This is a genomic window from Streptomyces sp. NPDC001714 (genome assembly GCF_042892755.1).
GTDB lineage: Bacteria > Actinomycetota > Actinomycetes > Streptomycetales > Streptomycetaceae > Streptomyces.
Genome location: NZ_JBIAUL010000004.1, coordinates 225,421 through 251,401, shown reverse-complemented (window position 1 = coordinate 251,401; position 25,981 = coordinate 225,421). Strand labels below are relative to the sequence as shown.

The following is a 25,981-nucleotide window of genomic DNA, read 5'->3' as shown; positions in this document are numbered from 1 at the left end:
AGCCAAGGGTCTAGTCCACCGGGTCCTTGGCGGTGATGGCCCGGTAGGCGATCGCGGCGAGCTTCGACTGGCCGTCGGTGCTCGGATGGAACCAGTCCCAGTGACTGAGCTGATCGGTCCCGAAGCGGTACGCGTACACCGCCCCGCCGTCGAAACGGCACCGCCGGTCCTTGGCGCAGACCTCCTCCAGCACCTTGTTGTAGTCCTCGACCCGCTGCTGCACCTTGTCCCGGCGCAGCGTCGCCGCGCTGGTCAGGTCGTCCGCGCCGGACAGCATGGACGGGCAGATGCCCAGCTTCCACACCTGCTTGCCCAGCGGGTTGGTCCGCCCCTCGGACCACAGCCGCTTCAGGTTCGGCACGCTCGCCACGTACACCTGCGTCCTCGGCAGCGCCTTGCGCAGGGTGCCCAGCGCGTCCTCGAACTCGCTGCGGAAGTCGGCCACCGAGGTCATCGCCCGCACCGACGTGCGGCAGGCGTCGTTCGCCCCGACCATCACCGTCACCAACTGCGGCTTGCGTACGACCGCCTCGGCCATCTGCTCCGGCAGGTCGGCCATCCGGGCGCCGGTCTCGGCGTAGTTCCAGCTGTGGTCGGCCGCCTGCGCCCGCCCCAGCAGCCGTACCGCCAGACTGTCCACCTGGTCGCTGGTGCCCGTCGCCCAGGACACCTCGGGGCAGTCCGAGAGCACCGTGCAGGCGTCGAAGCCACGCGTGATGGAGTCGCCGACGGCCGCGATCGAGGTGGGGCTGCGGTCCCACACCTGCACGGTCCGCGCGGCCCGCGTCCGCTCGCTCTTCGTCGCGGCGGGGGAACCACCCAGGACATCGCACCCGGCCACCCCCAGCGCGGCGGTGACGGCGACGGCGCCTGCCAGGGCACGCGAACGCCGGCGTCGCTGCTTGCGCATACCCTGTTGGTCCTCTCCGTCCGCCCGTTCGTCCCCCCTCCATAACAACGCACGGGAGTTCCCGCCCCGCCCCGTGCAACGGACCACCCCCGTACAAGCGTCCCCATGGGTGAATGGCAGGGGTTTCCTGGCTGTGGGACCGACGGTACGTCACACTCCTTGCGCCGCCGCACGGTAGCCTCGCCATCAACGCGGCCGTCGTGCCACTGCCGCCAGCCAGCCAAGCAAGATGTCCCGCTCTGCCCGGAGGTTCCGGTGACGACACGTGGAGTTCTGTACGTGCACTCCGCGCCGCGCGCGCTGTGCCCGCACGTCGAGTGGGCCGTCGCCGGGGTGCTCGGCACGCGCGTCAGCCTCGACTGGATCCGCCAGCCGGCGGCCCCGGGCACCTGGCGCTCCGAGTTCTCCTGGCAGGGCGAGGTCGGCACGGCCTCCAAACTGGCGTCCGCGCTGCGCGGCTGGCACCTGCTCCGCTTCGAGGTCACCGCCGAGCCCTGCGCGAAGGCCGAGGGCGAGCGCTACAGCTGCACCCCCGACCTCGGCATCTTCCACGCGGTCACCGGAATCCACGGCGACATCCTCATCCCGGAGGACCGCCTGCGGGCCGCCCTGACCCGCTCACAGCGCGGCGAGACGGCCCTGGAGGCCGAGATCGCCAAACTCCTCGGCAAGCCGTGGGACGACGAACTGGAGCCGTTCCGCTACGCGGGCGAGGGCGCTCCGGTGCGGTGGCTCCACCAGGTGGTCTGAGCGCCGTAGCCGTCTGCGGCGCCGTCGTGTCTTCTCGCGCAGTTCCCCGCGCCCCTGAAAGAAGGGGCAGCTGCAATGCGCCCCTTCAGGGGCGCGGGGAACTGCGCGACCAGCCCCCACCGGCGGTCAGCCGACAACGAAACGCACTGTGGCCCGAACTCCATCCAACGGAGTCCGGGCCACAAGCCTCAATGCAACGCTTCTCACACGGTCCGGAACGCCAGGACCACGTTGTGTCCACCGAACCCGAACGAGTCGTTCAGCGCGGCGATCCTGCCCTCGGGCAGCTGCCGCGCCTCCCCCCGCACCACGTCCGCGTTGACCTCGGGGTCGAGGTCGTCGAGGTTGATGGTCGGCGGAGCCGTCCGGTTCACCAGCGCCAGGATCGACGCGACGGTCTCGATACCACCGGCACCACCCAGCAGGTGACCGGTCATCGACTTGGTCGCGGAGATCGCCATGTGGTCGACGTCGTCGCCGAACACCTTCCGCAGCGCCTTGATCTCGGCCACGTCACCCTGCGGCGTGGACGTGGCGTGCGCGTTGACGTGCACGATCTCGGCCGGCTTCAGATCCGTGTTGTCGAGCAGGTTCTGCAGCGCGTGCGCGATGCCGTTGCCCGACGGCTCCGGCTGCGTGATGTGGTGCGCGTCGGCCGAGATGCCCTGGCCGACCGCCTCGGCGTAGATGCGCGCCCCGCGCGCCTTCGCGTGCTCCTCGGACTCCAGGACGATCACGCCCGCGCCCTCGCCGAGGACGAAGCCGTCACGGCCGGAGTCGTAGGGACGCGACGCGCCCTCGGGGTCGTCGTTGTTCTTGGACATCGCCATCATGTTGCCGAACGCGGCGATCGGCAGCGGGTGCACCGCGGCCTCCGTACCGCCGGCCACGACGACGTCCGCACGGCCGGTGCGGATCATCTCGATGGCGTACCCGATGGCCTCGGCGCCGGAGGCGCAGGCCGACACGGGGGTGTGCACACCGGCCCGCGCACCCAGCTCGATACCGACGTTGGCGGCCGGCGAGTTGGGCATCAGCATCGGCACGGTGTGCGGGGAGACACGGCGTACGCCCTTCTCCTTGAGCACGTCGTACTGGTCCAGCAGGGTCGTCACACCGCCGATGCCGGAGGCGATGACGGCGCCGACCCGGTCGGGGTTGGCGGACGCGTCCTCACCGGCCTTGGCGGTGAAACCGGCGTCCGCCCAGGCCTCCTTGGCGGCGATCAGCGCGAACTGCGCGGACCGGTCCAGCTTGCGGGCCTGCGGACGCGGGATGATCTCGCTCGGTTCGACGGCGATCTGCGCCGCGATACGGACGGGCAGCTCGGCCGCCCAGTCCTGCTCCAGGAGGCTGACGCCGGACTTGCCGGCGACCAGGGCCTCCCAGAACGAAGCTGCGTCGCCACCCAGCGGTGTGGTTGCGCCGATACCGGTGACGACCACGGTGCGATTGGTCGGGCTCACGGGAATTCTTTCTCCAACGGATACGGGATTCGACGGCGCCACCGCCGGGTGGCGGGGCATTGCAGCCGGAGGCTAGTTAACTGCCTCAGGCCTGGTGCTTGAGGATGTAGTCGGTCGCGTCGCCGACGGTCTTGAGGTTCTTGACGTCCTCGTCCGGGATCTTGACGTCGAAGCGCTCTTCAGCGGCGACGACGACCTCGACCATGGACAGCGAGTCGACGTCCAGGTCGTCGGTGAAGGACTTGTCCAGCTGGACGTCCTCAACCGGGATGCCGGCGATCTCGTTCACGATCTCGGCGAGACCTTCGACGATCTCTTCCTGAGTGGCGGCCATGTCAGGCGCTCCTTCTTAGATGTTCCAGACGGTTGCTGCGGTACTGCGGACGGCGACCCTTACCGGATGCATGATCCGGCACGGAGTGCCTAGGGGAGGGTAACGACAGTGGCGGCGTAGACGAGACCCGCCCCGAACCCGATGACGAGTGCGGTGTCGCCGCTCTTCGCCTCACCGGTCGCCAGGAGCCGCTCCATTGCGAGCGGGATCGAGGCGGCCGAGGTGTTGCCGGTGGTGCGGATGTCACGGGCGACCGTGACGTGCTCCGGCAGCTTGAGAGTCTTCACCATCGAGTCGATGATCCGCACATTGGCCTGGTGCGGGATGAAGACGTCCAGGTCGTCCGCAGTGAGTCCGGCGGCGTCCAGCGCCTCCTTGGCGACCTTCGCCATCTCGAACACGGCCCAGCGGAAGACCGCCTGGCCTTCCTGCGTGATCGCCGGGAACTTGATGTTGCCCTGGCTGTCGACCGGCAGCCCGGACCTGTCACCGAAGTGGAAACGGTCCCAGGGGACGGTCTGCTTGATGGTCTCGGACTTGTCGCCCTCGGAGCCCCAGACCGTCGGGCCGATCGCCGGCTCCTGGGAGGGGCCGACCACGACCGCGCCCGCGCCGTCGCCGAACAGGAAGGCGGTGGCCCGGTCCTCCAGGTCGGTGAGGTCGCTGAGCCGCTCCACGCCGATGACGAGCACGTACTCGGCGGAACCCTCCACCACCATGCCCTTGGCGAGGGTGAGGCCGTAGCCGAAGCCCGCGCAGCCGGCCGAGATGTCGAAGGCGGCGGCCTTGTTCGTGCCCAGCTTGTCGGCGATCTCGGTGGCGACGGCCGGGGTCTGGCTGAAGTGCGAGACGGTCGAGACGACCACGGCGCCGATCTGCTCGGCGGAGATGCCCGCGTCCGCGATCGCCTTGCCGGAGGCCTCGATGGACATCGCGGCGACGGTCTCGTCCGGGCCCGCCCAGTGCCGGGTCTCGATGCCGGAGCGCGACCGGATCCACTCGTCGGACGAGTCGATCGTCTCCAGGATCACCTCGTTGGGCACCACGCGGGTCGGGCGGTAGCCGCCGACGCCGAGGATGCGCGCGTACGGAGCACCCTTGCTGGGATTGATCTTCGACATCGCAGTGGGCTCCTAGTTCAGCTGTGCTCGGCGATGAGCTCGCGGGCCGCGTCGAGGTCGTCGGGGGTCTTGAGGGCCAGCGTCTTCACGCCGGGCAGGGCGCGCTTGGCCAGGCCGGTCAGGGTGCCGCCGGGGCACACCTCCAGGAGGGCGGTGACGCCGAGTTCCTTGAAGGTCTCCATGCACAGGTCCCAGCGGACCGGGTTGGCGACCTGGCCGACAAGGCGGTCCACGATCTCCCCGCCGGTGGCGACGGCCTGCCCGTCCTTGTTGGAGACGTAGGTGAACTTCGGGTCGAGCGGCGCGAGTTCCTTGGCGGCCTCGGCCAGCTTCTCGACCGCGGGGCCCATGTGGTGCGTGTGGAAGGCACCGGCGACCTTGAGGGCGACGACCTTGCGGACACCCTCGGGCTTGTCCTCGTTCAGCGCGGCGAGCTGCTCCAGGGTGCCCGCGGCGACGATCTGCCCTGCGCCGTTGATGTTCGCCGGGGTCAGACCGAGCTTCTCCAGGTGCGCGACGGAGACCTCCGGGTCGCCGCCGAGCAGCGCCGACATGCCGGTCTCGGTGATCGCGGCGGCCTCGGCCATCGCCAGCCCACGCCTGCGGACGAGGCTCAGCGCGGCGGTGTCGTCCAGGACGCCGGCGAAGGCGGCGGCGGTGATCTCACCGACGCTGTGCCCGGCGACCGCGCCCGGGGCGACGTTCGCGATGTCACCGAGTGCCGCGCCGGACAGGATCCCGGCGGCGACGAGCAGCGGCTGGGCGATCGCGGTGTCCCGGATCTCGTCCGCGTCGGCGTGCGTGCCGTAGTGCACGAGATCGAGACCGATGGCGTCCGACCAGGCACGCAGACGGTCCTCGACACCGGGAAGGTCGAGCCAGGGGGTCAGGAAGCCAGGGGTCTGGGCGCCCTGGCCGGGAGCGACGAGTACGAGCACTCTCACACTCTCTCTTGGGGACGGCCACCGCCGCCCGTGGGGACAGGGACGAAGAACACGAGGGGGTTTTGTGGGCCCCCGACAAAATCCTATGACTGGGGATCTCCATCGACCAGACGCCCCAGGATCAGCGCGATCCGCAGCGTGAAGGCGGATCGTACATCGGACGGTGACCATCCGGTGACGTCAGTCACACGTCGGAGCCGGTAGCGCACGGTGTTCGGGTGAACGAAGAGCATTCGGGCCGCACCCTCCAGGCTGCTCGCCTGTTCCAGATAGACGCTCAGCGTTTCCAGCAGCGCCGAACCGGCTTCTTCCAGCGGTCTGTAGATCTCCTCCACCAACTGCTCGCGCGCGCTCGGATCGCCCGCGATGGCGCGCTCCGGAAGGAGATCGTCCGCCAGTACCGGCCGCGGCGCGTCCTGCCAGGCGGAACAGGCCTTGAGCCCCGCGGCGGCGGCCTGCGCGGACCGCGTGGCCGCCAGCAGGTCCGGCACCACAGGACCCGCGACGACCGGCCCGGCGGCGTACGGCCCGATCAGCGACTTGGCCACGGCCAGCGGGTTGTCGTTGCCGCCCGCGATGACGACGAGGCGGTCCCCGAGCACCCCGGTCAGCACCTGCAGCTTGGCGTGCCGGGAGGCCCGCCGGATCGCCTCGACGGTCAGTTCGCTGTCCCCGTCGGGCGCGGTCCCGAGCACGACGCACACATGATCGGGCGAGTTCCACCCGAGGGCCGCGGCCCTGCTCACCGCCCCCTCGTCGGCCTCCCCGCTCAGCACGGCATTGACGACCAGCGACTCCAGGCGCGCGTCCCAGGCACCGCGTGCCTCGGCGGCCTGGGCGTACACCTGGGCGGTGGCGAAGGCGATCTCACGGGCGTACACGAGCAGCGCCTCGCGCAGCACACTCTCGTCGCCCGGCGCCGCGACCTCGTCGATCGCGCTCTCCATGACCTCGATGGTGGTCCGCACCATCTCCACGGTCTGCCGCAGCGTGATCGCCCGGGTCAGCTCCCGCGGCGCGGTCCCGAACACGTCCGTCGAGATCGCCTGCGGGGCGTCCGGGTGCCGGAACCACTCGGTGAAGGCCGCGATGCCCGCCTGGGCGACGAGCCCGATCCAGGAGCGGTTCTCCGGAGGCATGGCCCGGTACCACGGCAGGGTCTCGTCCATGCGTGCGATGGCCTGGGCGGCGAGGCTGCCGGACGACTTCTCCAGCCGCTTCAGGGTCGCGGAGTGCGGGTGGACCGGATGAGCCGAGGGGTCGGACTTGCGCATTACGGGTTCGGGCACGGGACAAGACTGCCTTATCCGGACGGGAGCCTGCGCCGCCGGGTGCCGACTGCGGTCTACCGTGGTGCTGTGATGGACGTCAGGCGCGCGGCGCAGCGCTATCCGGGAGGCGACCCGGCGACCGGCATCGAGTCGTCGCACGCCTTCTCCTTCGGCCCGCACTACGACCCCGACAACCTGCGCTTCGGGGCGGTCATCGCCTGCAACGAGGAGCGGCTGGCGCCGGGCGCCGGCTTCGACGAGCACCCGCACAGCCACACCGAGATCGTGACGTGGGTGGTCGAGGGCGAGCTCACCCACCGCGACTCGGCGGGCCACGAGACGGTGGTCCGCCACGGGGACGTCCAGCGCCTCAGCTCGGCGGGGGGCGTCCGCCACGTGGAGCGCAACGACGGGCCGCTGCCCCTCGCCTTCGTCCAGATGTGGCTGGCCCCGGTGCGGCCCGGCGGTGAGCCCTCCTACGACATCGTCCGCGGCATCGCCGACTCCACCCCGTACGCGGTCCCCGAGGCCGGCGCGATGCTCCACGTCCGCCGCCTGGGGGCGGGGGAGCGGACGGCGGTGCCGGACGGGGCGTACGTGTACGTGCACGTGGTGCGGGGGGATGTGCGGCTGGGGGGAGAGGAGTTGGGGCCGGGGGACTCCGTACGGATCACCGACGCGAAGGACTTGGAGGCGTCGGGGATCTCGGAGGCGGAGGTGTTGCTGTGGGAAATGGCGGGGTAGCGACGGCCGTTGCCGGCCGCGGGCCGGTGGGGGTTGCTCGCGCAGTTCCTCCCCCAGCCTTCGGCCGGGGGTACCCCCAGCGCCCCTAAAAGACAAAAACATGGCTGCGGGCAGGCGTGCCTCCCCCAGAGCCCGAAAGGCCTGGGGGGACCCCAGGCGGCACGGGTGGGCGCAGCGGCACCCTGCATGCGCCGGTAAGCGAACCCCCCGCCCCCGCCGACCTCAGCTTCGCAGCTCCGCCAGCACCGCGTCCGTGAACGCCGGCCACGCCTCGATCGCCCAGGGCCCGAACGCCCTGTCCGTCAGCGCGACACACGCCAGCCCCGCCTCCGGGTCCACCCACAGGAACGTGCCCGCCTGCCCGAAGTGCCCGAACGTCCGCGGCGAGGACGAAGCCCCCGTCCAGTGCGGCGACTTGGAGTCGCGGATCTCGTAGCCCAGCCCCCAGTCGTTCGGGTTCTGATGCCCGTACCCCGGCAACACACCCTTCGTCCCGGGGTACTGCACGCTCAGCGTCGCCTCCGCCACCGTCCGCGGATCCAGCAGCCGCGGCGCCTGCAGCTCGGCTGCGAACCGCAGCAGGTCCGACACCGACGACACGCCGTCCTTCGCCGGCGACCCCTCGAGCGACGTCGACGTCATGCCCAGCGGCTCCAGCACCGCCTGCCGCGCGTACTCGTCGAACGGCATCTCCGTCGCCTTGGCGACATGCTCCCCGAGCACCTCGAACCCGGCGTTCGAGTACAGCCGCCGCTCCCCGGGCGGCGCCATGACCCGGTGTTCGTCGAAGGCCAGCCCCGAGGTGTGCGCGAGCAGGTGCCGTACCGTCGCCCCCTGCGGCCCCGCCGGCTCGTCGAGCTCGACCGCCCCCTCCTCGTACGCGACGAGCACCGCGTACGCCGCCAGCGGCTTGGTGACGGAGGCCAGCGGGAAGCGGTGTCCGACCGGCCCATGGGTCCCGAGGACCGTCCCGTCGGTGCGTACGACACCCGCCGCGGCGGTGGGGACGGGCCAGTTCTCGATCGACGCGAGGCTGTTCAAGGACATGCCTACGACCCTAAGCGGCTCAGAGCCGCAGCATCATCGTGGGGTCCGGCTTGTGGACGAAGCCGAGCGCGGCGTAGAGCGGCTCGGCCTCCGCGGACGCGGTCAGCATGACCTGCCCCGCGCCCCGCTCGCGGAACCAGGCCAGCAGCTCCTCCATGCACGCGCGCGCGTACCCGCGCCGGCGGGCGTCCGGGTCGGTCGCCACGCTGAAGACGTACCCGGAGCGGCCGTGCGGGTTGCCCGCCTTGCCGATCCGGTAGTCGACGGTCCCGGCGACCAGCGCCGCCAGCGCCCCCGGCCGGTCCGGGTGGTCGACGACGAACGCGGCGAAGTCCCCGTCCCGCTCGCCCAGCCGCTCCGCCAGCGCCGGCCGCGCCTGGGCGTGCCATCCTGTGGAGCTGTCTCCGCCGGGCAGCGCGTCGATCATCACCTGTCGCAGACGCAGCACTTCCGCCGCGTCCTCGGCCGTGGCACGGCGTACGAGACTCATGCCCCGCACGCTAGTCACCGCCCGGCCCCTCCGTCGCGCGTATTTCTTACCGGGTTCCGCTTGCTTCGAGTGCACTCGAAGGCCATAGCGTGGGTGCATGACGGTGATGCAGACCACGACCGCGGCCCCCACCCAGCAGCCCGACCGAGCACCCGCCGACATCTGTTCCGCCCCGCCCCGGCGGCATCCGCGTCCCGAGGGCCAGGACCGGTACACGATCAGCGAGGTCGTCGCCTTCACCGGTCTGACCGCCCACACCCTGCGCTGGTACGAGCGGATCGGCCTGATGTCCAGCATCGACCGCTCCCACACCGGCCAGCGCCGCTACAGCAACCGCGACCTGGACTGGCTGGACTTCGTGACCAAGCTCCGCCTGACCGGCATGCCGGTGGCCGACATGGTCCGCTACGCGGAACTGGTGCGGGAAGGCGAGACGACCTACCCCGAGCGCCGCGAACTCCTGGAGCAGACGAGGAGGGACGTCGTGGCCCGCATCGCCGAGCTGCACGACACCTTGTCGGTCCTGGACCGGAAGATCAGTTTCTACGAGACAGGCGGCAACTGAAACGCCCCTGAAAGGGGCGCGAGGAACTGCGCGGCCAGCCCCCACGCACCCGCACCCGACAACGCACCCTCAAAGCTCCGCCAACAACTCCGCTTTCTTCGCGGCGAACTCCTCGTCGGTCACCAGCCCCGCCCGATGCAGCTCCCCCAAGTGACGGATCCGCTCCGCGATGTCGGCAGGGTCCCGCCGCCCCGCCGGCGCCGGCACCGCAGCGGCCCCCTTGGCCCGCAGGGCCTCCAGCACCGCCGCCGCGAACGGCAACGACTCGTGCACCGGCCCGTATCCCAGCCCGAACACCACGGTCGCCGGATCCTGGTCGGCCGGAACCGTCGGCGCCGCCCCCGCGAGGTCTCGCCGCAGCAGTCGTAGGTGTCCCTCGAAGACCTCGGGGGACCGCCACTCCACACCCCCCAGGTCGGCGACGGCGAAGCTCTGGTTGCCGGCCTTCCACTTCGCCGTCGACGCGCCCGTCCACGACCAGCGGAAGTGCACGGCCCTGCCGTCGAAGCTCGCCTTCCCGTCGTACGCCTTGAACTGCCGGGGCCCTTCGGGCGCGGCGACCAGAAACCGGTCCGTGGGGCCGGACGCGGTGAGCAGCGGTCGCAGCTCGTCGGCGTAGTACTCGGCGAGGGTGGCCCGCTCGGCCGGGACCACCAGGCGGTACGGGTCGCTGCCGTCCTTCAACTGCCCGGCCGCCGCCTCGAGGAGCGGATCCGCACCAGGACGCGGCTCGGCCCGGAGCACCACCGTGCCCCGCTTCCCGGGCGTGAGCGTCACGCCCTCCAGCGCGGCCAGCGGCACCCGGCGTTCACCCAGGCTCTGGAACAGCTTGGGTGTTCGAATCCCCCGTTCGTAGCGGATGAGCACGGAGTCGGACTCGAACTCCCAGGCGGCATGAAATCCGGCCAGTACGTCACCCATGCGGCTCATCGTATGCGGCACGTGCTTCTCAGTCCCATCCCCGCGCATACCGCACTTCCTGCTGTCTCTACGCGCGTCCGGCCATCAACGTGCCGGACAAACCCGCCCGGCACCCGTCATCGTCGTGGGCGCAGGTCACCGCGCCGTATGCGCCGACCCCGACGTCCGCGAGGTTGCGCAGGCTGTCCGTGCCCGGCTCGAAGTAGCCGGCGTGTCCCTTGGCGTCGTACGCGGACAGCACCCGCGCGCCGAAGGAGGAGGAGACGGGGTCGGCGCCGTGGCCGAGTCCGCCGAGCTCCAGATACGGGACGTCCTGGATCCAGTCGGAGGCGTCCCGCATCGCCCACACCCGGGCCGAGGTGTCCAGGTGGGAGGCGTTCTCGACGCGCATCCCGGGGCTCGCGGCCACCGCTATGTCGGCCACCCGGTCCGGCATGGCGTGCGCGGCCACCCCGCAGACCACCGAGCCGTAGCTGTGGCAGAACATCGACACCCACGCGTCCCCGGGCAGCGCGCGCAGCAGCGCGTTGAGGCGGACGGCGCCCTGCTCGGCGGCCGTCCCGGTCGCCGCGGCCACGCCGAGACCGTCGGGCGCGGTGTAGTCGGCCCAGGCGATCACCGCCGTACGGGTCGACGGGCTCGCCGTGCGCTCCGCCTTGTACAGCGCCTTGGCCATGCCGACCGGCGCGGTGTACTGCCGGTTCGTCTTCTGGAAGGTGAGCAGGTCGGTGTCGACGCCGGGGACGACGACGGAGACCCGCTCGGCCTTCGTGAGGTCGCCGAACACCTCCGCGACCCGGCCGCTGCCGTCCGGGTCGAAGGCGAGGATCTGCCGGCCCTTCGCCATCAGCGCCTCGTAGCGGTGCATGCGACGGCCGGCGTCCTGTTGCCCGGCCGCGCTGAGCCGTGGGTCGTGCATACGTTTCTTCTCGACGGCGCGCTGCTGGTCGAGGGCGATGTCGTTGGCGCGGTACCGCAGTTCGACGGGGGCGCCGTTCATGTTGCCCACGGCGAGCGGGTAACGGTGCACGAGCCGGTCGCGCTCCTGCGCGGTGAGCGACGCGAAGAACCGGGTGAGGTGCGCGGGCGACGCCTCCGGGTCCGGCAGGTGCAGGCCGTGGACGCTGCCGTGCTCCCACTTGGCCAGGGAGGCCTGCAGGGCGGTGGTCTCGCGGTGCGTGCGCAGGGCGGTCCAGCCGGTGGTCGCGAGCATCACGAACACGACGGCCAGGGCAAGCAGTGCGCGCCAGACGTTGAGGGGCGGGGAGGTGTCGAAGGAAGTCACTGGGAGGACACACTAGGAGAACGAAGGGGTCTCGCGGTAACTGAGTGACAGTTATCACGTTTCGGCAAACGTGAGGCCTGTCTCAGGCCCGTGTGATGGGGCGTCAGTCCTCGCGCCAGTTCCCGGTGAGGGCCGGTCCCACCTGATCGAGGTAGGACGCGGTGAGTTCGCGGATCGCCCTGACGCTGAAGTCGTCGCCGACCGACCAGTGCCGTTCGGTGACCCGGATGACCGCGCCGAACACGGCGACCACGAGCCGGGGCCGGGGGTCGGTGTCCGGGTCGACGCCCTCCCGCTCGGCGACGATCCGCGCGATCTCCTCCTCCGTCTCCGCCTGGCGCCGCAGACGGGCGGCGAACAGGGCCGGGGTCGCCTCGATCATCTTGTACGTGCGCAGGAACAGTTCGACCGGGACGTACCGCTCGATGGCCTGCTCGATGGTGTCCCAGCTGTCCATGACCGACCGGCGCAGCGCCTCCAGCGGAGGCTCCCCGGGCGGGCGGCGGCGCACCGCCTCGACGTAGTGCTCCTCGGTGAGGCGCGGCACGAAGAAGGCGACGTCCTCCTTGCTGGCGAAGTAGCGGAAGAAGGTGCGCTGCGAGACGTCGACGGACGCGGCGATCTCGTCGACGGTGGTGTGCTCGTAGCCCTGGGTCACGAACAGTTCGAGCGCGGACCGCAGCAGCGTGTCCCGGGTGCGCTGTTTCTTGCGTTCGCGCAGCGTTTCCATGCCTGACAGTTACTGACTAGTGAATTTGTTTGTCAACTGTCAGCGGCTGTCACTAGCCTCGAACGCATGACTAGTCAGACCACGATCAACGCGGCGGGGGCGGGGGACAAGGCGCCGGCGGCCTCGCCGGAGCAGCCGCCGGCCTCCGGCCTGCGCGGCCACCCCTGGTTCACCCTGATCACCGTCGCCGTCGGGGTCATGATGGTCGCCCTCGACGGCACCATCGTGGCCATCGCCAACCCGGCGATCCAGAAGGACCTCGGTGCCACCTTCGCCCAGGTCCAGTGGATCACCAACGGTTACTTCCTCGCCCTCGCGGTGTCCCTGATCACCGCGGGCAAGCTCGGCGACCGCTTCGGCCACCGGCAGACGTTCCTGATCGGCGTCGTCGGCTTCGCCACCGCGTCCGGCGCCATCGGCCTGTCCGACAGCATCGGCCTGGTCGTCACCTTCCGGGTCTTCCAGGGCCTGTTCGGTGCGCTGCTGATGCCGGCCGCGCTCGGCCTGCTGCGGGCCACCTTCCCGGCCGAGAAGCTCAACATGGCGATCGGCATCTGGGGCATGGTCATCGGCGCCTCCACCGCGGGCGGCCCGATCCTCGGCGGTGTGCTGGTCCAGCACGTCAGCTGGCAGTCGGTGTTCTTCATCAACGTGCCGGTCGGCGCGATCGCCCTGGTCCTCGGCGTGGTGATGCTGCTCGACCACCGCGCGGAGAACGCGCCGCGCTCCTTCGACCTGCTCGGCATCGCCCTGCTCTCCGGCGCGATGTTCTGCCTGGTCTGGGCCCTCATCAAGGCGCCGAGCTGGGGCTGGGGCGACGGCAGGACGTGGACGTTCATCGCCGCGTCGGCGCTGGGCTTCGTCCTCTTCTCCTTCTGGGAGACGAGGGTCAAGGAGCCGCTGATCCCGCTCGGCCTGTTCCGCTCCGTCCCGCTCTCGGCGGGCGTCGTGCTCATGGTCCTGATGGCCATCGCCTTCATGGGCGGTCTGTTCTTCGTGACCTTCTATCTGCAGAACGTGCACGGCATGGACCCGGTCGACGCCGGCCTCCACCTCCTCCCGCTCACCGGCATGATGATCGTCGGCTCCCCGCTGGCCGGCGCCGCGATCACCAAGCTCGGCCCGCGCATCCCGCTGGCCGGCGGCATGGCGGCCACCGCGATCGCCATGTACGGCATGTCCACGCTGAAGGCGGACACCGGCAGCGCGCTCATGTCCCTCTGGTTCGCGCTGCTCGGCCTCGGTCTCGCGCCGGTCATGGTCGGCGCCACCGAGGTCATCGTCGGCAACGCGCCGATGGAGCTGTCCGGTGTGGCCGGCGGTCTCCAGCAGGCCGCGATGCAGATCGGCGGCAGCCTCGGTACGGCCGTGCTCGGCGCCGTGATGGCCTCCAAGGTCGACAGCGACCTGCCGGGCAACTGGGCCGAGGCGGGCCTGCCGAAGCTGACCGACGCGCAGCTGGCGCAGGCCTCGGAAGCCGTCCAGGTCGGTGTCGCGCCGGTCGCCAAGGGCACGCCCGCGGAGATCGCCGCGAAGATCTCCGACGTCGCCCACGACACGTTCATCTCCGGAATGAGTCTCGCCTCGCTCGTCGCGGCGGGGGTGGCGGCGGTCGCGATCCTGGTCGCGCTGTTCACCAAGCGCGGCGAGAACGCGGACGCGGGCGCGGGCGTCGGTCACATCTAGCGCAACGTGCCGGGCCGATATGTCCGGTTTCTGGGGGCGAAGTTCGCCTATCAGGGTGACTCCGCTAAAGATTCCTCGTCCTTGGCACGCGCCGCAGGTCACAGTGGGTCAAGTCCTCCGCAGGGCATGGGAGGACGGGCTGGCCGCGGCGCGCTGCTGGAGGGGGGCAGCGCGCGGGCAGGTCTGCGGACGCGGAACGGGGGTACCCGGTCATCAACCCGAACAGGTCATGGAGACCGAGGAGTTGATGATGGCGAGCTTCGGGCAGCGAACACGCGGGTACCCCCGTTCACGTGGCCGCGTAGGCTCACGGAGCCGGCTGGACCGCGACACGTTGGGAATCATCGGCACGATCTGCGCCGTCGCCGGCTTCTTCACGCTGGGGATCGTGCTGGGGCCTGCGGCGCTGGTGTGCGGCTGGCTCTCCATGGGCCGGGCGTGGAACCCGAAGAGTTCCATACCGGCGCTGGTGGCGGTGGTGCTGGGAGCGATCGACACACTCCTGGCGCTGCTGTGGCTGGGTGGCGTATCACCGCTGTAGCCCGCGCCCCGGTGGGGGTTGCTCGCGCAGTTCCTCCCCCGGCCTTCGGCTGGGGGTATCCCCGGCCTTCGGCCGGGGATACCCCCAGCGCCCCTTACGGGGCGACTTGGCTGCGGGCGGTCGTGCCGCTGGGGCGGCGCCCACCCATGAAGCGGCACCCGCGCAAGCGGGTCTCAGCTGCGGGCAGTCGTGCCTCCCCCAGAGCCCGAAAGGCCTCGGGGGACCCCCAGGTGGCACGGGTGGGCGCAGCGGCACCCGGCCGGCGCCGGTGAGCGCAACGCCGTGGCCTCAGCCCCAACGCCCGCGCGCAGGGCAACGACCTCCGCCCGCAGCGCCCGCACTTCCTCGGTCAGCATCCCGATCGCCTCCGTCTGCCGCCGCTCCTCCACGTCGTCCTTCTCGAACCGTGCGATGAACCACGTCGCGATGTTCGCCGTCACCACACCCAGCAGGGCGATCCCGGAGAGCATCAGGCCCACCGCGATCATCCGGCCCAGCCCCGTCGTCGGCGCGTGGTCCCCGTACCCCACCGTCGTCATCGTCGTGAACGACCACCACAGGGCGTCACCCAGTGTCCGGATGTTCCCGTTCGGTGAGTCGCGCTCCACCGACAGCACGGCCAGCGACCCGAACATCAGCAGCCCGATCACCGCGCCGACGACGTACGTCGTCAGCCGGATCTGCGAGGCCATCCGCGCCCGCCGCCCCACCAGCATCAGCGTCGCGACCAGCCGCAGCAGCCGCAGCGGCTGGAGCAGCGGCAGCACCACCGCGCACAGGTCTATCCAGTGCGTCCGCGCGAACTCCTTGCGGCGTGGCGCGAGAGCCAGCCGTATGAGGTAGTCCACGGCGAAGAAACCCCACACCACCCACTCCGCCACCGTGCACGCGGCGGTGAGGACATGGCCCGCGGAACCGTCCACGATCGGCAGCGCGTAGGCGACGGCGAAGACCACCGCCAGCGCCAGCAACGGCCGTTGAGTGACCTGCTCCCAACGGGCCTGTGCCGACTGTCGTTCCATGTGGGCATCGTAGGCATCAACCGCGCCCCGAAGGGGCGTGGGGAACTGCGCGACCAGCCCCACCGGCCCGCAGTTCCCCACAGCCTGCCCCGGCCGAAGCCGAGCGCAGCGGCTACGCGTCGCCGCCCGCCGCACCCGGGTGCGCCGCCGCGACGTCCAGCAGCTGGTACCGGTCGATGGCCTGCTTGAGCACCGAACGGTCGAGCTTGCCCTCGCGGGCCAGCTCGGTCAGCACCGCGACCACGATCGACTGCGCGTCGATGTGGAAGAAGCGGCGCGCCGCGCCCCGCGTGTCGGCGAAGCCGAACCCGTCGGCGCCCAGCGACTGGTACGTGCCCGGCACCCAGCGCGCGATCTGGTCCGGAACCGACCGCATCCAGTCGGACACGGCCACGAACGGACCCTCGGCGCCGCTCAGCTTCTGCGTCACCCACGGCACCCGCTGCTCCTCCTCCGGATGCAGCAGGTTGTGCTCCTCGCAGGCCACGGCCTCGCGCCGCAGCTCGTTCCAGGAGGTCGCGGACCAGACGTCGGCCTTGACGTTCCAGTCCTCGGCGAGGATCTTCTGGGCCTCGACCGCCCACGGGACCGCCACGCCCGACGCCATGATCTGCGCCGCGACCGTGCCCGATGTGCCCGCGCTGATCCGGTGGACGCCCTTGAGGATGCCCTCGACGTCCACGTCGGCCGGCTCGGCCGGGTGCTGGATCGGCTCGTTGTAGACGGTCAGGTAGTAGAAGACGTCCTCGCCGTGCGGGTGCTCGGCGTCGCCGCCGTACATGCGGCGCAGGCCGTCCTGGACGATGTGGGCGATCTCGTACGAGTACGCCGGGTCGTACGCCACGCACCCGGGGTTCGTCGAGGCGAGCAGCTGGGAGTGGCCGTCGGCGTGCTGGAGCCCCTCACCGGTCAGGGTCGTACGGCCGGCGGTCGCGCCCAGGACGAAACCGCGGGCCAGCTGGTCGGCCATCTGCCAGAACTGGTCGCCGGTGCGCTGGAAACCGAACATCGAGTAGAAGACGTAGACCGGGATGAGCGGCTCGCCGTGCGTGGCGTAGGCCGAGCCGGCCGCGATCAGGGAGGCCGTGCAGCCGGCCTCCGAGATGCCGTCGTGCAGCATCTGGCCGGTCGGGGACTCCTTGTAGGCGAGCAGCAGGTCGCGGTCGACCGCCTCGTACTGCTGGCCGAGCGGGTTGTAGATCTTCGCGCTCGGGAAGAAGGAGTCCATGCCGAAGGTGCGGTACTCGTCCGGCGCGATCAGCACGAAGCGGCGGCCGAGCTCCTTGTCCCGCATGAGGTCCTTCAGCAGTCGTACGAACGCCATCGTCGTGGCGATCGACTGCTGGCCGGTGCCCTTCTTCACGGTCGCGTACGTCTTGTCGTCCGGCAGGGCGAGCGGCTTGGAGCGTACGACGCGGGTCGGGACGTAGCCGCCCAGGCCCTTGCGCCGGTCGTGCATGTACTGGATCTCCTCCGAGTTCCGGCCCGGGTGGTAGTACGGCGGCAGGCCGGACTCCAGCTCCTTGTCGGAGATCGGCAGGTGCAGGCGGTCCCGGAAGCCCTTGAGGTCGGCGACCGTCAGCTTCTTCATCTGGTGCGTGGCGTTGCGGCCCTCGAAGTTCGGGCCCAGCGTCCAGCCCTTGATCGTCTTGGCCAGGATGACCGTCGGCTGGCCCCGGTGCTCGGTGGCCGCCTTGAACGCCGCGTAGATCTTGCGGTGGTCGTGGCCGCCGCGGCCCAGGTGCAGGATCTGGTCGTCGGTCATGTGCTCGACCATCGCGCGCAGCCGCTGGTCGTCACCGAAGAAGTGGTCGCGGATGTAGGCGCCGGACTCGGTGGCGTACGTCTGGAACTGACCGTCGGGGGTCGTGTTCATCTTGTTGACGAGCACGCCGTCGCGGTCCTGGGCGAGCAGCGGGTCCCAGGTGCGGTCCCAGACCAGCTTGATCACGTTCCAGCCGGCGCCCCGGAAGACCGACTCCAGCTCCTGGATGATCTTGCCGTTGCCGCGCACCGGGCCGTCGAGCCGCTGCAGGTTGCAGTTGACGACGAAGGTGAGGTTGTCCAGGCCCTCGCGGGCGGCGATGGAGAGCTGGCCGAGCGACTCCGGCTCGTCCATCTCGCCGTCGCCGAGGAACGCCCAGACGTGCGACTTGGAGGTGTCGGCGATCCCGCGCGCGTGCATGTAGCGGTTCATCCGCGCCTGGTAGATCGCGCCGATCGGGCCGAGGCCCATCGACACCGTGGGGAACTCCCAGAAGTCCGGCATCGAGCGCGGGTGCGGGTAGCTGGAGAGGCCGTCCGGGTACTTCGACTTCTCCTGGCGGAAGCCGTCCAGCTGCGCCTCGCTGAGCCGGTCGAGCAGGAACGCGCGCGCGTAGATGCCGGGGGAGGCGTGCCCCTGGAAGAAGACCTGGTCGCCGCCGAGGCCGTCGTCCTTGCCGCGGAAGAAGTGGTTGAAGCCGACGTCGTAGAGGGACGCCGAGGAGGCGAAGGTGGCGATGTGGCCGCCGACGCCGATGCCCGGGCGCTGGGCGCGGGAGACCATCACCGCGGCGTTCCAGCGGGTCGCGTTCAGGACCTTGCGTTCGATCTCCTCGTTGCCCGGGAAGAACGGCTCGGCCCGGGTCGGGATCGTGTTGACGTAGTCCGTGCTGCGCATCTCGGGCACCGCGACGCGCCGCTCGCGGGCGCGCTCGATCAGGCGGAGCATCAGATAACGGGCCCGCTCCCGGCCGCGCTCGTCCACGGCGGCGTCGAGCGAGTCGAGCCACTCCTGGGTTTCCTCGGGGTCGAAGTCAGGAACCTGACTCGGAAGGCCGCCAATGATGATCGGGTTGCGATCGGATCCGGAAGCCACGCTGTTCCTTACCTGTCAGAGGGGCACTGATTCCCTGTTTTTCCCTGTTTTCACTGTTTCCCTGCGCTGGCCTGCACCGCTGTCCATCGTCCACCCCGGGGCTGCGCACGTCATCTCTACCGCGAGGTAACTCGGGACCGGCCAAAACGCAACGATACGCCCGGGGTGTGACGCGCTTGGCAAACTCGTTCGACCGTCGTATGTGAGGATGATTCCGAAAGGGACATAGCGGGCAAAAGGGAGTGGTGTGTGTCACGCTCGTCCGCGATACGGTGCCGGGAGTTGCGGCGACACGGCCGGGATCGTCACCGTTTCGGCGGTCTGAACGGCCGGGTACTTGCGCGATCCGTCCCGCCCGTGTGGACTACGGCCAATGCTTCGCGCACGCGCGTGGCTGAGTTCATCACCAAGACATGATCAGGAGGCAACCCGTGAGCGCGACCGCGGACCACGCGGAGGAGCGGACCACCCCTGCCGTCAGGCTGGGGTTCCAGCCAGACCAGGTGGTCCAGGAGATCGGCTACGACGACGACGTCGACCAGGAGCTCCGCGAGTCCATCGAAGAGACCATCGGCAACGAGCTGATGGACGAGGACTACGACGACGTGGCCGACGCCGTGGTGCTCTGGTTCCGTGAGGATGACGGCGACCTGACGGACGCGCTGGTCGATGCCCTCGGCTTCCTCGAGGAAGGTGGCTCGATCCTGCTGCTGACGCCGAAGACCGGCCGCGACGGCTACGTCGAGCCGAGCGACATCGGCGAGGCGGTCACGACCGCCGGCCTCTCGCAGACCAAGAGCGTCAGCGTGGGCAAGGACTGGAACGGAAGCCGGCTGAACACGCCGAAGGCCGCCGCCAAGAAGCGCTGAGCCCCGCCGGTGGACGGACCGGGCGCCGGTCCGTCCACCGGCCTGCCGTGATCGCCGCGCAGGAGTCGCCGCATAGGGTGTCCTCACCCGAACAGCCCCTTACGAAGGGATGCAGCGATGGCGATCCAGGTCGGCGACAAGGCGCCCGACTTCGAGCTCAAGGACAACCACGGCCGGGCCGTGAAGCTGTCCGACTTCCGTGGCGAGAAGAACGTGGTGCTCCTCTTCTACCCGTTCGCCTTCACGGGCGTGTGCACCGGCGAGCTGTGCGAGCTGCGCGACAACCTGCCGAAGTTCGAGGACCGCGACACCCAGCTGCTGGCGGTCTCCAACGACTCCATCCACACCCTGCGCGTCTTCGCCGAGCAGGAGGGCCTGGAGTACCCGCTGCTGAGCGACTTCTGGCCGCACGGCGAGACCTCGCGCGCCTACGGCGTCTTCGACGAGGCCAAGGGCTGCGCCGTCCGCGGCACCTTCGTCATCGACAAGGAGGGTGTCGTGCGCTGGACCGTGGTCAACGGCCTGCCGGACGCCCGCGACCTGAACGAGTACGTGACGGCGCTCGACGCCCTGTGACCCCCTGCCGGCCCCCTAGGGGTCCGCACGGCCGACACCCCGTGATTCTTCGGGGTCCAGGGCCTGCGTGCGGCGGGAACCCGTCACTAGGATCGAGTCGTTGATCCGGTATCCGAAGCACGACGGGGCTTCCCGCCCCTGGACACACATGGGAGGACTCGTGGGAGTCAGCCTCAGCAAGGGCGGCAACGTATCGCTGACGAAGGAGGCCCCCGGCCTGACCGCGGTCCTCGTCGGTCTGGGCTGGGACGTCCGGACCACCACCGGCACCGACTTCGACCTGGACGCCAGCGCACTCCTGCTGAACTCGGCGGGCAAGGTCGCCAGCGACCAGAACTTCGTCTTCTTCAACAACCTCAAGAGCCCCGACGGCTCGGTCGAGCACACCGGTGACAACCTCACGGGTGAGGGCGAGGGCGACGACGAGGTGATCAAGGTCAACCTGGCCACGGTCCCCGCCGACGTCGACAAGATCGTCTTCCCGGTGTCGATCTACGACGCCGACAACCGCCAGCAGTCCTTCGGCCAGGTCCGCAACGCGTTCATCCGCGTGGTCAACCAGGCCGGCGGCGCCGAGATCGCCCGCTACGACCTGTCCGAGGACGCCTCGACCGAGACCGCCATGGTCTTCGGCGAGCTCTACCGCAACGGCGCCGAGTGGAAGTTCCGTGCCATCGGCCAGGGCTACGCCTCCGGCCTGCGCGGCATCGCCCAGGACTTCGGCGTCAACGTCTGAGTCACGTGAGCGCCCCCGGGGCGTTCGAAAGTCCGCTCTGTCCGGCGCCGCACCGTTTACGGTCGGCGCCGGACGCGCAGGACAACCGGAGAAACACCGCTAGGGGAGGACCATCACCATGGGCGTCACGCTCGCCAAGGGAGGCAATGTCTCCCTCTCGAAGGCCGCACCGAACCTCACCAACGTCATGATCGGACTCGGCTGGGACGCCCGCTCCACCACCGGCGCCCCCTTCGACCTGGACGCCAGCGCACTGCTGTGCCAGGGCGGGCGGGTCCTCGGCGACGAGTGGTTCGTCTTCTACAACCAGCTCAAGAGCCCGGAAGGCTCGGTCGAGCACACCGGCGACAACCTCACCGGTGAGGGCGAGGGCGACGACGAATCGATTCTGGTCGACCTGCCCAAGGTGCCGGCCACCTGCGACAAGATCGTGTTCCCGGTCTCGATCCACATGGCCGACGAGCGCGGCCAGACCTTCGGCCAGGTCTCCAACGCCTTCATCCGGGTCGTCAACCAGGCCGACGGCCAGGAGCTCGCCCGCTACGACCTGTCCGAGGACGCCTCCACCGAGACCGCCATGATCTTCGGCGAGCTCTACCGCTACCAGGGCGAATGGAAGTTCCGCGCCGTCGGCCAGGGCTACGCCTCCGGGCTGCGCGGCATCGCGCTCGACTTCGGTGTGAACGTCTCCTAGCGCCTTCGCAGTCCGGATGTGGGGCCCGAACGACCCGTAGGACACCTGCGCCCTCTACACTTCGTGGTCAACAGTAGGTAAAGCCGAGTACGGCGCGAGCGAGATCCGTACGCACACGATTGGGTAACCAGTGCTTCTGAAAACCTTCGGCTGGTCGTTCGCGATCACCGCGCTCGGCCTGGTCGCCGCGGTCTTCTACGGGGGCTGGGAGGCCTTCGGTATCGTGGCGATCCTCGCCGTCCTCGAGATCTCCCTGTCGTTCGACAACGCGGTCGTCAACGCCGGAATCCTGAAGAAGATGAACGCCTTCTGGCAGAAGATCTTCCTCACGGTCGGCGTCCTCATCGCGGTCTTCGGCATGCGGCTGGTCTTCCCGGTCGTCATCGTCGCGATCACCGCCAAGATGGGCCCCATCGAGGCCGTCGACCTCGCGCTCAACAACAAGGACCGCTACCAGGAACTGGTCACCGACGCCCACCCGGCGATCGCCGCCTTCGGTGGCATGTTCCTGCTGATGATCTTCCTGGACTTCATCTTCGAGGACCGGGACATCCAGTGGCTGCGCTGGATCGAGCGCCCGCTCGCCAAGCTCGGCAAGGTCGACATGCTGTCGGTCTGCATCGCCCTGATCGTCCTGCTGATCACCTCCTTCACCTTCGCCACCCACGCCCACCAGCACGGCGGCGGCCACGTCGACAAGGCGCAGACGGTCCTGATCGCCGGCATCGCCGGCCTGATCACGTACATGATCGTCGGCGGCCTCTCCGGCTTCTTCGAGGACCGCCTCGAAGCCGAGGAGGAACGCGAGCACGAGGAGGAGGAAGAGGCCGAGCGCACCGGCAAGAAGAAGTCGCCTGTCCTGCTGGCCGGCCAGGCCGCGTTCTTCATGTTCCTCTACCTGGAGGTCCTGGACGCGTCCTTCTCCTTCGACGGCGTGATCGGCGCGTTCGCCATCACCAACGACATCGTGCTCATGGCCCTCGGCCTCGGCATCGGCGCGATGTACGTCCGTTCGCTCACCGTGTACCTGGTCCGCCAGGGCACCCTGGACGACTACGTCTACCTGGAGCACGGCGCCCACTACGCCATCGGCGCGCTGGCCGTGATCCTGATGGTCACCATCCAGTACGAGATCAACGAGGTCATCACCGGTCTGGTCGGCGTCGTCCTGATCGGCTGGTCGTTCTGGTCCTCCGTGCGGCGCAACCAGCGGCTGGCGGAAGCCGAGGGAAAAGCGGGGTCGGACGACAAGACTGAGGTCCCGTCCGGAGTCTGAACCGGCTCGCCGGGCCGAAAACGGAGGGTGTGGCGCCCTCCTCCACGAGGAACGCTCTGTTCAGGGCGGCCGACCCGGTCGGCCGCCCTGAGGCGTTGACAGGAGCTACTGGGGGCGGGAATGGGTTTCTTCGACGGGCTGCTGGGCGGGAAGGCGGCCGAGTTCGACTCGGGCAGCGCCGCGTCCAACTCCATCGAGCTCACCAGGCGGCACCAGCAGGTGTCCCTCACCAAGCAGGGCGCTGCCACCGGCAACCTGCGGATCAACCTGAGCTGGCGGATGCGGACGTCCGACTTCGACGGTGAACAGCGCACGAGTCTGCTGCGCCACCCCTTCAAGGCGTTCAGGCCGCCGGAGGTGACCGGGCACGGGCAGAGCATGGTCAACGTCGACCTCGACCTCGGGGCGCTGTACGAGCTGGCCGACGGGACGAAGGGGGTCGTCCAGCCGCTGGGCGGCCTGCTCGGGGACGTGAACGCCCCGCCGTACGTCAAGCTCAGCGGCGACGACCGGTTCGGCTCGGCGTCCGGCGAGACGATGTACGTGAACCTCGACCACCGGGACGACATCAAACGGCTGCTGGTGTTCGTGTACATCTACGACCAGACGCCGGCGTTCGACCGCACCCACGCGATCGTCACGCTGTACCCGAGCAACGGGCCGCGGATCGAGATAGGCCTCGACGAACGGCATCCGCAGGCCCGGTCGTGTGCGGTGGTGCTGATCGAGAACGTGAAGGGGGAGCTGGTCGTCCGGCGTGAGGTGAAGTTCGTGTACGGGTTCCAGGGGGAGCTGGACCGGTTGTACGGGTGGGGGTTGCAGTGGGGGCGGGGTTACAAGACGGCGGAGCGTTAGTTCGCCTACGGGGGGTGAGGTTGTCCTGTGAGTGCGCGACTGCAGGCCGTGTGTGGCTGGTCGCGCAGTTCCTCCCCCAGCCTTCGGCCGGGGGCACCCCCAGCGCCCCTAGAAGCAGGTTGGCGTCCTCAGCGTCCGATGAATTGCGGCCCTTGGGGAGGCAGCCGGAAGTCCGCGTTCGGGACCGTCGCCACCGGGATCGGGGCCGGGGGCGGGTAGCCGTAGCCCGACTGGGGCTGTTGCTGGGTGTAGGCGGGCTGCGGGTAGGCGTAGGTGGCCGGCTGGGGGTAGCCGTACGCCGGCTGGGTGGGTACTGACGTCGGCTGCTCGGGCGGGAGCGGGAGGGACGCCGAAGGCTCCTCCATCGGCTCGGACTCGTCCACCGAGATGCCGAAGTCCGTGGCCAGGCCCTTCAGGCCGTTGCTGTAGCCCTCGCCGAGCGCCCGGAACTTCCAGCCCTCGCCTCTGCGGTACAGCTCGCCGCAGATCAGGGCCGTCTCCGCACCGGTCTCCGGCTTGATGTCGAAGTGGGCCAGCGGTTCGGCGTCGGGAGCCGAGGCGTCGTACAGCAGGATGCGCAGGGCGGGTACGTGTTCGAACGGGATGCCGTCCGCCGATGCGACCAGGAGGATTCGGCCGACGTTGGGCTCGACACCGGGGAGATCTGTCTGGATCGTGTCGGTGAGGCCTTCGGCCACCCGCTTCTTGCCGAGCCGCCAGACCTTCCCGGAGGGGTGCCGGGGCTGGTTGTAGAAGACGAAGTCCTCGTCGGAGCGCACACGTCCGTCGGGGCCGAGGAGCAGCGCCGAGGCGTCGACGTCCGGAACTCCCTGCCCGGGCGTCCAGCGCAGCACGGCCCGGACCGTGGTGGCTTCCACGGGGACGTTCGACCCCTTCAGCATCGCGTGCGTCATGCGGTCATCCTGCCCTCTCGGTCCTGGTCACGACAACGCGGGGGGCTTCGCGCCCGACACAGGCGGGTTACCTGAAGTTCATGCCCGGCGGGAACCCCCGACATGGCTTTGTACGTACTATTACCGGCCACCCTTTACCAATTTCACAGGCTCGGCCCACGCCACGGGGGAGTTCTATGCGTCATTTCGGGCACATCGCACCTCAGGTGCGGCAGCGCCTCTTCCATCAGGAGCCGTGCGAGTTCACCGCCGACTCCCCGGCCCGGCTGCTCTCCGCGGCCCTGGGCGCCACGCTGTACAGCCCGGCCACCCGGCCGCGGCTCGCCGACGACATCGTCAAGCAGGCGGGACTCGGCGTGGTCTCGATGGTGCTGTGCCTGGAGGACTCCATCGGCGACGAGGACGTGGAGGCCGGCGAGGAGAACCTCGTCCGGCAGTTCGCCGACCTGGCCGCGCGGGAGCGGGCCGGCGCGGAGCTGCCGCTGCTCTTCATCCGGGTGCGGGAGCCCGAGCAGATCCCCGACCTGGTCCGACGGCTGGGCGCGAGCGTGTCGCTGCTGTCCGGATTCGTGTTCCCGAAGTTCACCGAGGAGCGCGGCATCCCCTTCCTGCAGGCCCTGGACGGCGCCGCGCTGCGCAGCGGCCGCCGGCTGTTCGGCATGCCCGTCCTGGAGACGCCCGAGCTGATGTACCGGGAGACGCGCGTGGACGCCCTGGAGGGCATCGCCCGCGCCGTCGACAAGTACCGCGACAAGGTGCTGGCGCTGCGCCTCGGGGTGACCGACTTCTGCTCCTCCTACGGGCTGCGCCGGGCCCCCGACATGACCGCCTACGACGTGCAGATCATCGCCTCCGTCATCGCCGACGTGGTGAACATGCTGGGCCGGGCCGACGGCACCGGGTTCACGGTGACCGGGCCGGTGTGGGAGTACTTCCGGGTTCCCGAGCGCATGTTCAAGCCGATGCTGCGGACCAGTCCCTTCCTGGAGGAGCAGGCCGTGGAACTGCGCAACCGGCTCATCGAGCACGCCATGGACGGCCTGCTGAGAGAGATCTCCCTCGACCAGGCCAACGGGCTGCTCGGCAAGACCTGCATCCACCCGTCCCACGTCATCCCCGTGCACGCGCTGTCCGTCGTCAGTCACGAGGAGTTCTCCGACGCCCAGGACATCCTGCGGCCGGAACGCGGCGGCGGAGGTGTACTTCGCTCGGCCTACACGAACAAGATGAACGAGGTGAAACCGCACCGCGCCTGGGCCGAGCGGACCATGCTCCGCGCCGAGGTGTTCGGCGTGGCCAACGAGGACGTCGGCTTCGTGGAGCTGCTCGCCGCCGGGATACCGGATTGACGGGCGCTACGGGACGACACAGGGA

Annotated in this window: 26 protein-coding genes; 12 read left to right on the top strand and 14 right to left on the bottom strand. The window is 69.8% G+C overall.

The annotated features are described in order from the left end of the window. Positions 1 to 10: 10 nt before the first annotated feature. Positions 11 to 910: an SGNH/GDSL hydrolase family protein gene (locus ACFY0P_RS12780; protein WP_388910687.1), complete on the bottom strand. Its 900-nt coding sequence runs from the start codon at positions 908 to 910 to the stop codon at positions 11 to 13. Between the two features lie 255 nt (positions 911 to 1,165). On the opposite strand from ACFY0P_RS12780, the gene ACFY0P_RS12775 reads away from it, so the two are divergent. After that, entirely contained in the window at positions 1,166 to 1,660 is a 495-nt protein-coding gene (locus ACFY0P_RS12775; RefSeq protein WP_388910684.1) for a DUF3145 domain-containing protein, read from the top strand. Positions 1,661 to 1,863: 203 nt separating this feature from the next. Here ACFY0P_RS12775 and fabF read toward each other — a convergent pair whose 3' ends face one another. From fabF to fasR, 5 genes are all read right to left on the bottom strand, one after another. After that, the gene (gene fabF / locus ACFY0P_RS12770) at positions 1,864 to 3,126 is read right to left on the bottom strand and encodes a beta-ketoacyl-ACP synthase II (RefSeq protein ID WP_388910681.1); all 1,263 of its coding nucleotides are present in this window, start codon (positions 3,124 to 3,126) and stop codon (positions 1,864 to 1,866) included. An 85-nt stretch (positions 3,127 to 3,211) separates the two neighbouring features. Further along, a complete protein-coding gene (locus ACFY0P_RS12765) occupies positions 3,212 to 3,460 on the bottom strand; it encodes an acyl carrier protein (RefSeq protein WP_046425089.1) in 249 nt (82 codons plus the stop codon). 89 nt (positions 3,461 to 3,549) lie between these two features. Then, a complete protein-coding gene (locus tag ACFY0P_RS12760) occupies positions 3,550 to 4,581 on the bottom strand; it encodes a ketoacyl-ACP synthase III (protein ID WP_388910678.1) in 1,032 nt (343 codons plus the stop codon). A 17-nt stretch (positions 4,582 to 4,598) separates the two neighbouring features. Continuing rightward, the gene (locus tag ACFY0P_RS12755) at positions 4,599 to 5,519 is read right to left on the bottom strand and encodes an ACP S-malonyltransferase (protein WP_388910675.1); all 921 of its coding nucleotides are present in this window, start codon (positions 5,517 to 5,519) and stop codon (positions 4,599 to 4,601) included. Between the two features lie 89 nt (positions 5,520 to 5,608). Beyond that, positions 5,609 to 6,814: a fatty acid biosynthesis transcriptional regulator FasR gene (gene fasR / locus ACFY0P_RS12750; RefSeq protein ID WP_388910672.1), complete on the bottom strand. Its 1,206-nt coding sequence runs from the start codon at positions 6,812 to 6,814 to the stop codon at positions 5,609 to 5,611. A gap of 72 nt (positions 6,815 to 6,886) precedes the next feature. Between fasR and ACFY0P_RS12745 the strand changes: the two genes are divergently transcribed. After that, a complete protein-coding gene (locus ACFY0P_RS12745) occupies positions 6,887 to 7,540 on the top strand; it encodes a pirin family protein (RefSeq protein ID WP_388911460.1) in 654 nt (217 codons plus the stop codon). 222 nt (positions 7,541 to 7,762) lie between these two features. Here ACFY0P_RS12745 and ACFY0P_RS12740 read toward each other — a convergent pair whose 3' ends face one another. Together ACFY0P_RS12740 and ACFY0P_RS12735 are read right to left on the bottom strand one after the other, a co-directional pair. Continuing rightward, positions 7,763 to 8,587 carry a serine hydrolase domain-containing protein gene (locus ACFY0P_RS12740; protein WP_388910669.1) on the bottom strand — a complete coding sequence of 275 codons (825 nt, stop codon included), beginning with the start codon at positions 8,585 to 8,587 and terminating at the stop codon, positions 7,763 to 7,765. A 19-nt stretch (positions 8,588 to 8,606) separates the two neighbouring features. Beyond that, on the bottom strand, positions 8,607 to 9,077 hold the full coding sequence (locus ACFY0P_RS12735) for a GNAT family N-acetyltransferase (RefSeq protein ID WP_388910666.1): 471 nt from the start codon (positions 9,075 to 9,077) through the stop codon (positions 8,607 to 8,609). 97 nt (positions 9,078 to 9,174) lie between these two features. On the opposite strand from ACFY0P_RS12735, the gene ACFY0P_RS12730 reads away from it, so the two are divergent. Next, complete coding sequence (locus tag ACFY0P_RS12730; RefSeq protein ID WP_388910663.1) at positions 9,175 to 9,642, top strand: MerR family transcriptional regulator; 468 nt, start codon at positions 9,175 to 9,177, stop codon at positions 9,640 to 9,642. Positions 9,643 to 9,711: 69 nt separating this feature from the next. On the opposite strand, the gene ACFY0P_RS12725 is transcribed toward ACFY0P_RS12730, so the two are convergent. The 3 genes from ACFY0P_RS12725 to ACFY0P_RS12715 all read right to left on the bottom strand — a co-directional run bounded on the left by ACFY0P_RS12725 (position 9,712) and on the right by ACFY0P_RS12715 (position 12,578). After that, the gene (locus ACFY0P_RS12725) at positions 9,712 to 10,563 is read right to left on the bottom strand and encodes a DUF4429 domain-containing protein (RefSeq protein WP_388910661.1); all 852 of its coding nucleotides are present in this window, start codon (positions 10,561 to 10,563) and stop codon (positions 9,712 to 9,714) included. A gap of 67 nt (positions 10,564 to 10,630) precedes the next feature. Beyond that, positions 10,631 to 11,848 (bottom strand): alpha/beta hydrolase, encoded by a 1,218-nt coding sequence (locus ACFY0P_RS12720; protein WP_388910659.1) that lies wholly within the window; start codon positions 11,846 to 11,848, stop codon positions 10,631 to 10,633. Positions 11,849 to 11,951: 103 nt separating this feature from the next. Further along, positions 11,952 to 12,578, bottom strand: coding sequence for a TetR family transcriptional regulator (locus ACFY0P_RS12715; RefSeq protein WP_388910656.1), 627 nt, complete (start codon positions 12,576 to 12,578; stop codon positions 11,952 to 11,954). 66 nt (positions 12,579 to 12,644) lie between these two features. On the opposite strand from ACFY0P_RS12715, the gene ACFY0P_RS12710 reads away from it, so the two are divergent. Both ACFY0P_RS12710 and ACFY0P_RS12705 read left to right on the top strand, forming a co-directional pair. Further along, entirely contained in the window at positions 12,645 to 14,264 is a 1,620-nt protein-coding gene (locus ACFY0P_RS12710; protein WP_388910654.1) for an MFS transporter, read from the top strand. Positions 14,265 to 14,511: 247 nt separating this feature from the next. Further along, the gene (locus ACFY0P_RS12705) at positions 14,512 to 14,805 is read left to right on the top strand and encodes a small hydrophobic protein (protein ID WP_388911457.1); all 294 of its coding nucleotides are present in this window, start codon (positions 14,512 to 14,514) and stop codon (positions 14,803 to 14,805) included. 173 nt (positions 14,806 to 14,978) lie between these two features. Here the strand turns inward: ACFY0P_RS12705 and ACFY0P_RS12700 are convergent, their stop codons facing one another. Both ACFY0P_RS12700 and aceE read right to left on the bottom strand, forming a co-directional pair. Continuing rightward, positions 14,979 to 15,827: a potassium channel family protein gene (locus ACFY0P_RS12700; protein ID WP_388910651.1), complete on the bottom strand. Its 849-nt coding sequence runs from the start codon at positions 15,825 to 15,827 to the stop codon at positions 14,979 to 14,981. Positions 15,828 to 15,939: 112 nt separating this feature from the next. Continuing rightward, positions 15,940 to 18,687, bottom strand: coding sequence for a pyruvate dehydrogenase (acetyl-transferring), homodimeric type (gene aceE / locus ACFY0P_RS12695; protein WP_388910648.1), 2,748 nt, complete (start codon positions 18,685 to 18,687; stop codon positions 15,940 to 15,942). Between the two features lie 431 nt (positions 18,688 to 19,118). Here aceE and ACFY0P_RS12690 point away from each other — a divergent pair, with 431 nt between their 5' ends. From ACFY0P_RS12690 to ACFY0P_RS12665, 6 genes are all read left to right on the top strand, one after another. Next, positions 19,119 to 19,556 (top strand): DUF3052 domain-containing protein, encoded by a 438-nt coding sequence (locus ACFY0P_RS12690; RefSeq protein WP_207921612.1) that lies wholly within the window; start codon positions 19,119 to 19,121, stop codon positions 19,554 to 19,556. A gap of 117 nt (positions 19,557 to 19,673) precedes the next feature. After that, positions 19,674 to 20,132 carry a peroxiredoxin gene (locus ACFY0P_RS12685; protein ID WP_388910645.1) on the top strand — a complete coding sequence of 153 codons (459 nt, stop codon included), beginning with the start codon at positions 19,674 to 19,676 and terminating at the stop codon, positions 20,130 to 20,132. Between the two features lie 160 nt (positions 20,133 to 20,292). Further along, entirely contained in the window at positions 20,293 to 20,868 is a 576-nt protein-coding gene (locus ACFY0P_RS12680; RefSeq protein ID WP_093503512.1) for a TerD family protein, read from the top strand. Between the two features lie 118 nt (positions 20,869 to 20,986). Then, positions 20,987 to 21,562 (top strand): TerD family protein, encoded by a 576-nt coding sequence (locus ACFY0P_RS12675; RefSeq protein ID WP_093503514.1) that lies wholly within the window; start codon positions 20,987 to 20,989, stop codon positions 21,560 to 21,562. 130 nt (positions 21,563 to 21,692) lie between these two features. Beyond that, on the top strand, positions 21,693 to 22,838 hold the full coding sequence (locus ACFY0P_RS12670) for a DUF475 domain-containing protein (RefSeq protein WP_388910642.1): 1,146 nt from the start codon (positions 21,693 to 21,695) through the stop codon (positions 22,836 to 22,838). Positions 22,839 to 22,958: 120 nt separating this feature from the next. Beyond that, on the top strand, positions 22,959 to 23,693 hold the full coding sequence (locus ACFY0P_RS12665) for a Tellurium resistance (protein ID WP_388910640.1): 735 nt from the start codon (positions 22,959 to 22,961) through the stop codon (positions 23,691 to 23,693). Between the two features lie 128 nt (positions 23,694 to 23,821). Here ACFY0P_RS12665 and ACFY0P_RS12660 read toward each other — a convergent pair whose 3' ends face one another. Continuing rightward, positions 23,822 to 24,607: a TerD family protein gene (locus ACFY0P_RS12660; RefSeq protein ID WP_388910637.1), complete on the bottom strand. Its 786-nt coding sequence runs from the start codon at positions 24,605 to 24,607 to the stop codon at positions 23,822 to 23,824. 176 nt (positions 24,608 to 24,783) lie between these two features. Between ACFY0P_RS12660 and ACFY0P_RS12655 the strand changes: the two genes are divergently transcribed. Beyond that, the gene (locus tag ACFY0P_RS12655) at positions 24,784 to 25,956 is read left to right on the top strand and encodes an HpcH/HpaI aldolase/citrate lyase family protein (RefSeq protein WP_388910634.1); all 1,173 of its coding nucleotides are present in this window, start codon (positions 24,784 to 24,786) and stop codon (positions 25,954 to 25,956) included. Positions 25,957 to 25,981 lie beyond the last annotated feature (25 nt).

Excerpts from the sequence above, each read along its gene's own strand:
- ACFY0P_RS12780 (WP_388910687.1), bottom strand. The coding sequence starts at position 910 with ATGCGCAAGCAGCGACGCCGGCGTTCGCGTGCCCTGGCAGGCGCCGTC.
- ACFY0P_RS12765 (WP_046425089.1), bottom strand. The coding sequence starts at position 3,460 with ATGGCCGCCACTCAGGAAGAGATCGTCGAAGGTCTCGCCGAGATCGTG.
- ACFY0P_RS12760 (WP_388910678.1), bottom strand. The coding sequence starts at position 4,581 with ATGTCGAAGATCAATCCCAGCAAGGGTGCTCCGTACGCGCGCATCCTC.
- ACFY0P_RS12745 (WP_388911460.1), top strand. The coding sequence starts at position 6,887 with ATGGACGTCAGGCGCGCGGCGCAGCGCTATCCGGGAGGCGACCCGGCG.
- ACFY0P_RS12740 (WP_388910669.1), bottom strand. The coding sequence starts at position 8,587 with ATGTCCTTGAACAGCCTCGCGTCGATCGAGAACTGGCCCGTCCCCACC.
- ACFY0P_RS12735 (WP_388910666.1), bottom strand. The coding sequence starts at position 9,077 with ATGAGTCTCGTACGCCGTGCCACGGCCGAGGACGCGGCGGAAGTGCTG.
- ACFY0P_RS12730 (WP_388910663.1), top strand. The coding sequence starts at position 9,175 with ATGACGGTGATGCAGACCACGACCGCGGCCCCCACCCAGCAGCCCGAC.
- ACFY0P_RS12725 (WP_388910661.1), bottom strand. The coding sequence starts at position 10,563 with ATGGGTGACGTACTGGCCGGATTTCATGCCGCCTGGGAGTTCGAGTCC.
- ACFY0P_RS12715 (WP_388910656.1), bottom strand. The coding sequence starts at position 12,578 with ATGGAAACGCTGCGCGAACGCAAGAAACAGCGCACCCGGGACACGCTG.
- ACFY0P_RS12710 (WP_388910654.1), top strand. The coding sequence starts at position 12,645 with ATGACTAGTCAGACCACGATCAACGCGGCGGGGGCGGGGGACAAGGCG.
- ACFY0P_RS12705 (WP_388911457.1), top strand. The coding sequence starts at position 14,512 with ATGATGGCGAGCTTCGGGCAGCGAACACGCGGGTACCCCCGTTCACGT.
- ACFY0P_RS12700 (WP_388910651.1), bottom strand. The coding sequence starts at position 15,827 with ATGGAACGACAGTCGGCACAGGCCCGTTGGGAGCAGGTCACTCAACGG.
- ACFY0P_RS12685 (WP_388910645.1), top strand. The coding sequence starts at position 19,674 with ATGGCGATCCAGGTCGGCGACAAGGCGCCCGACTTCGAGCTCAAGGAC.
- ACFY0P_RS12675 (WP_093503514.1), top strand. The coding sequence starts at position 20,987 with ATGGGCGTCACGCTCGCCAAGGGAGGCAATGTCTCCCTCTCGAAGGCC.
- ACFY0P_RS12665 (WP_388910640.1), top strand. The coding sequence starts at position 22,959 with ATGGGTTTCTTCGACGGGCTGCTGGGCGGGAAGGCGGCCGAGTTCGAC.
- ACFY0P_RS12660 (WP_388910637.1), bottom strand. The coding sequence starts at position 24,607 with ATGACGCACGCGATGCTGAAGGGGTCGAACGTCCCCGTGGAAGCCACC.
- ACFY0P_RS12655 (WP_388910634.1), top strand. The coding sequence starts at position 24,784 with ATGCGTCATTTCGGGCACATCGCACCTCAGGTGCGGCAGCGCCTCTTC.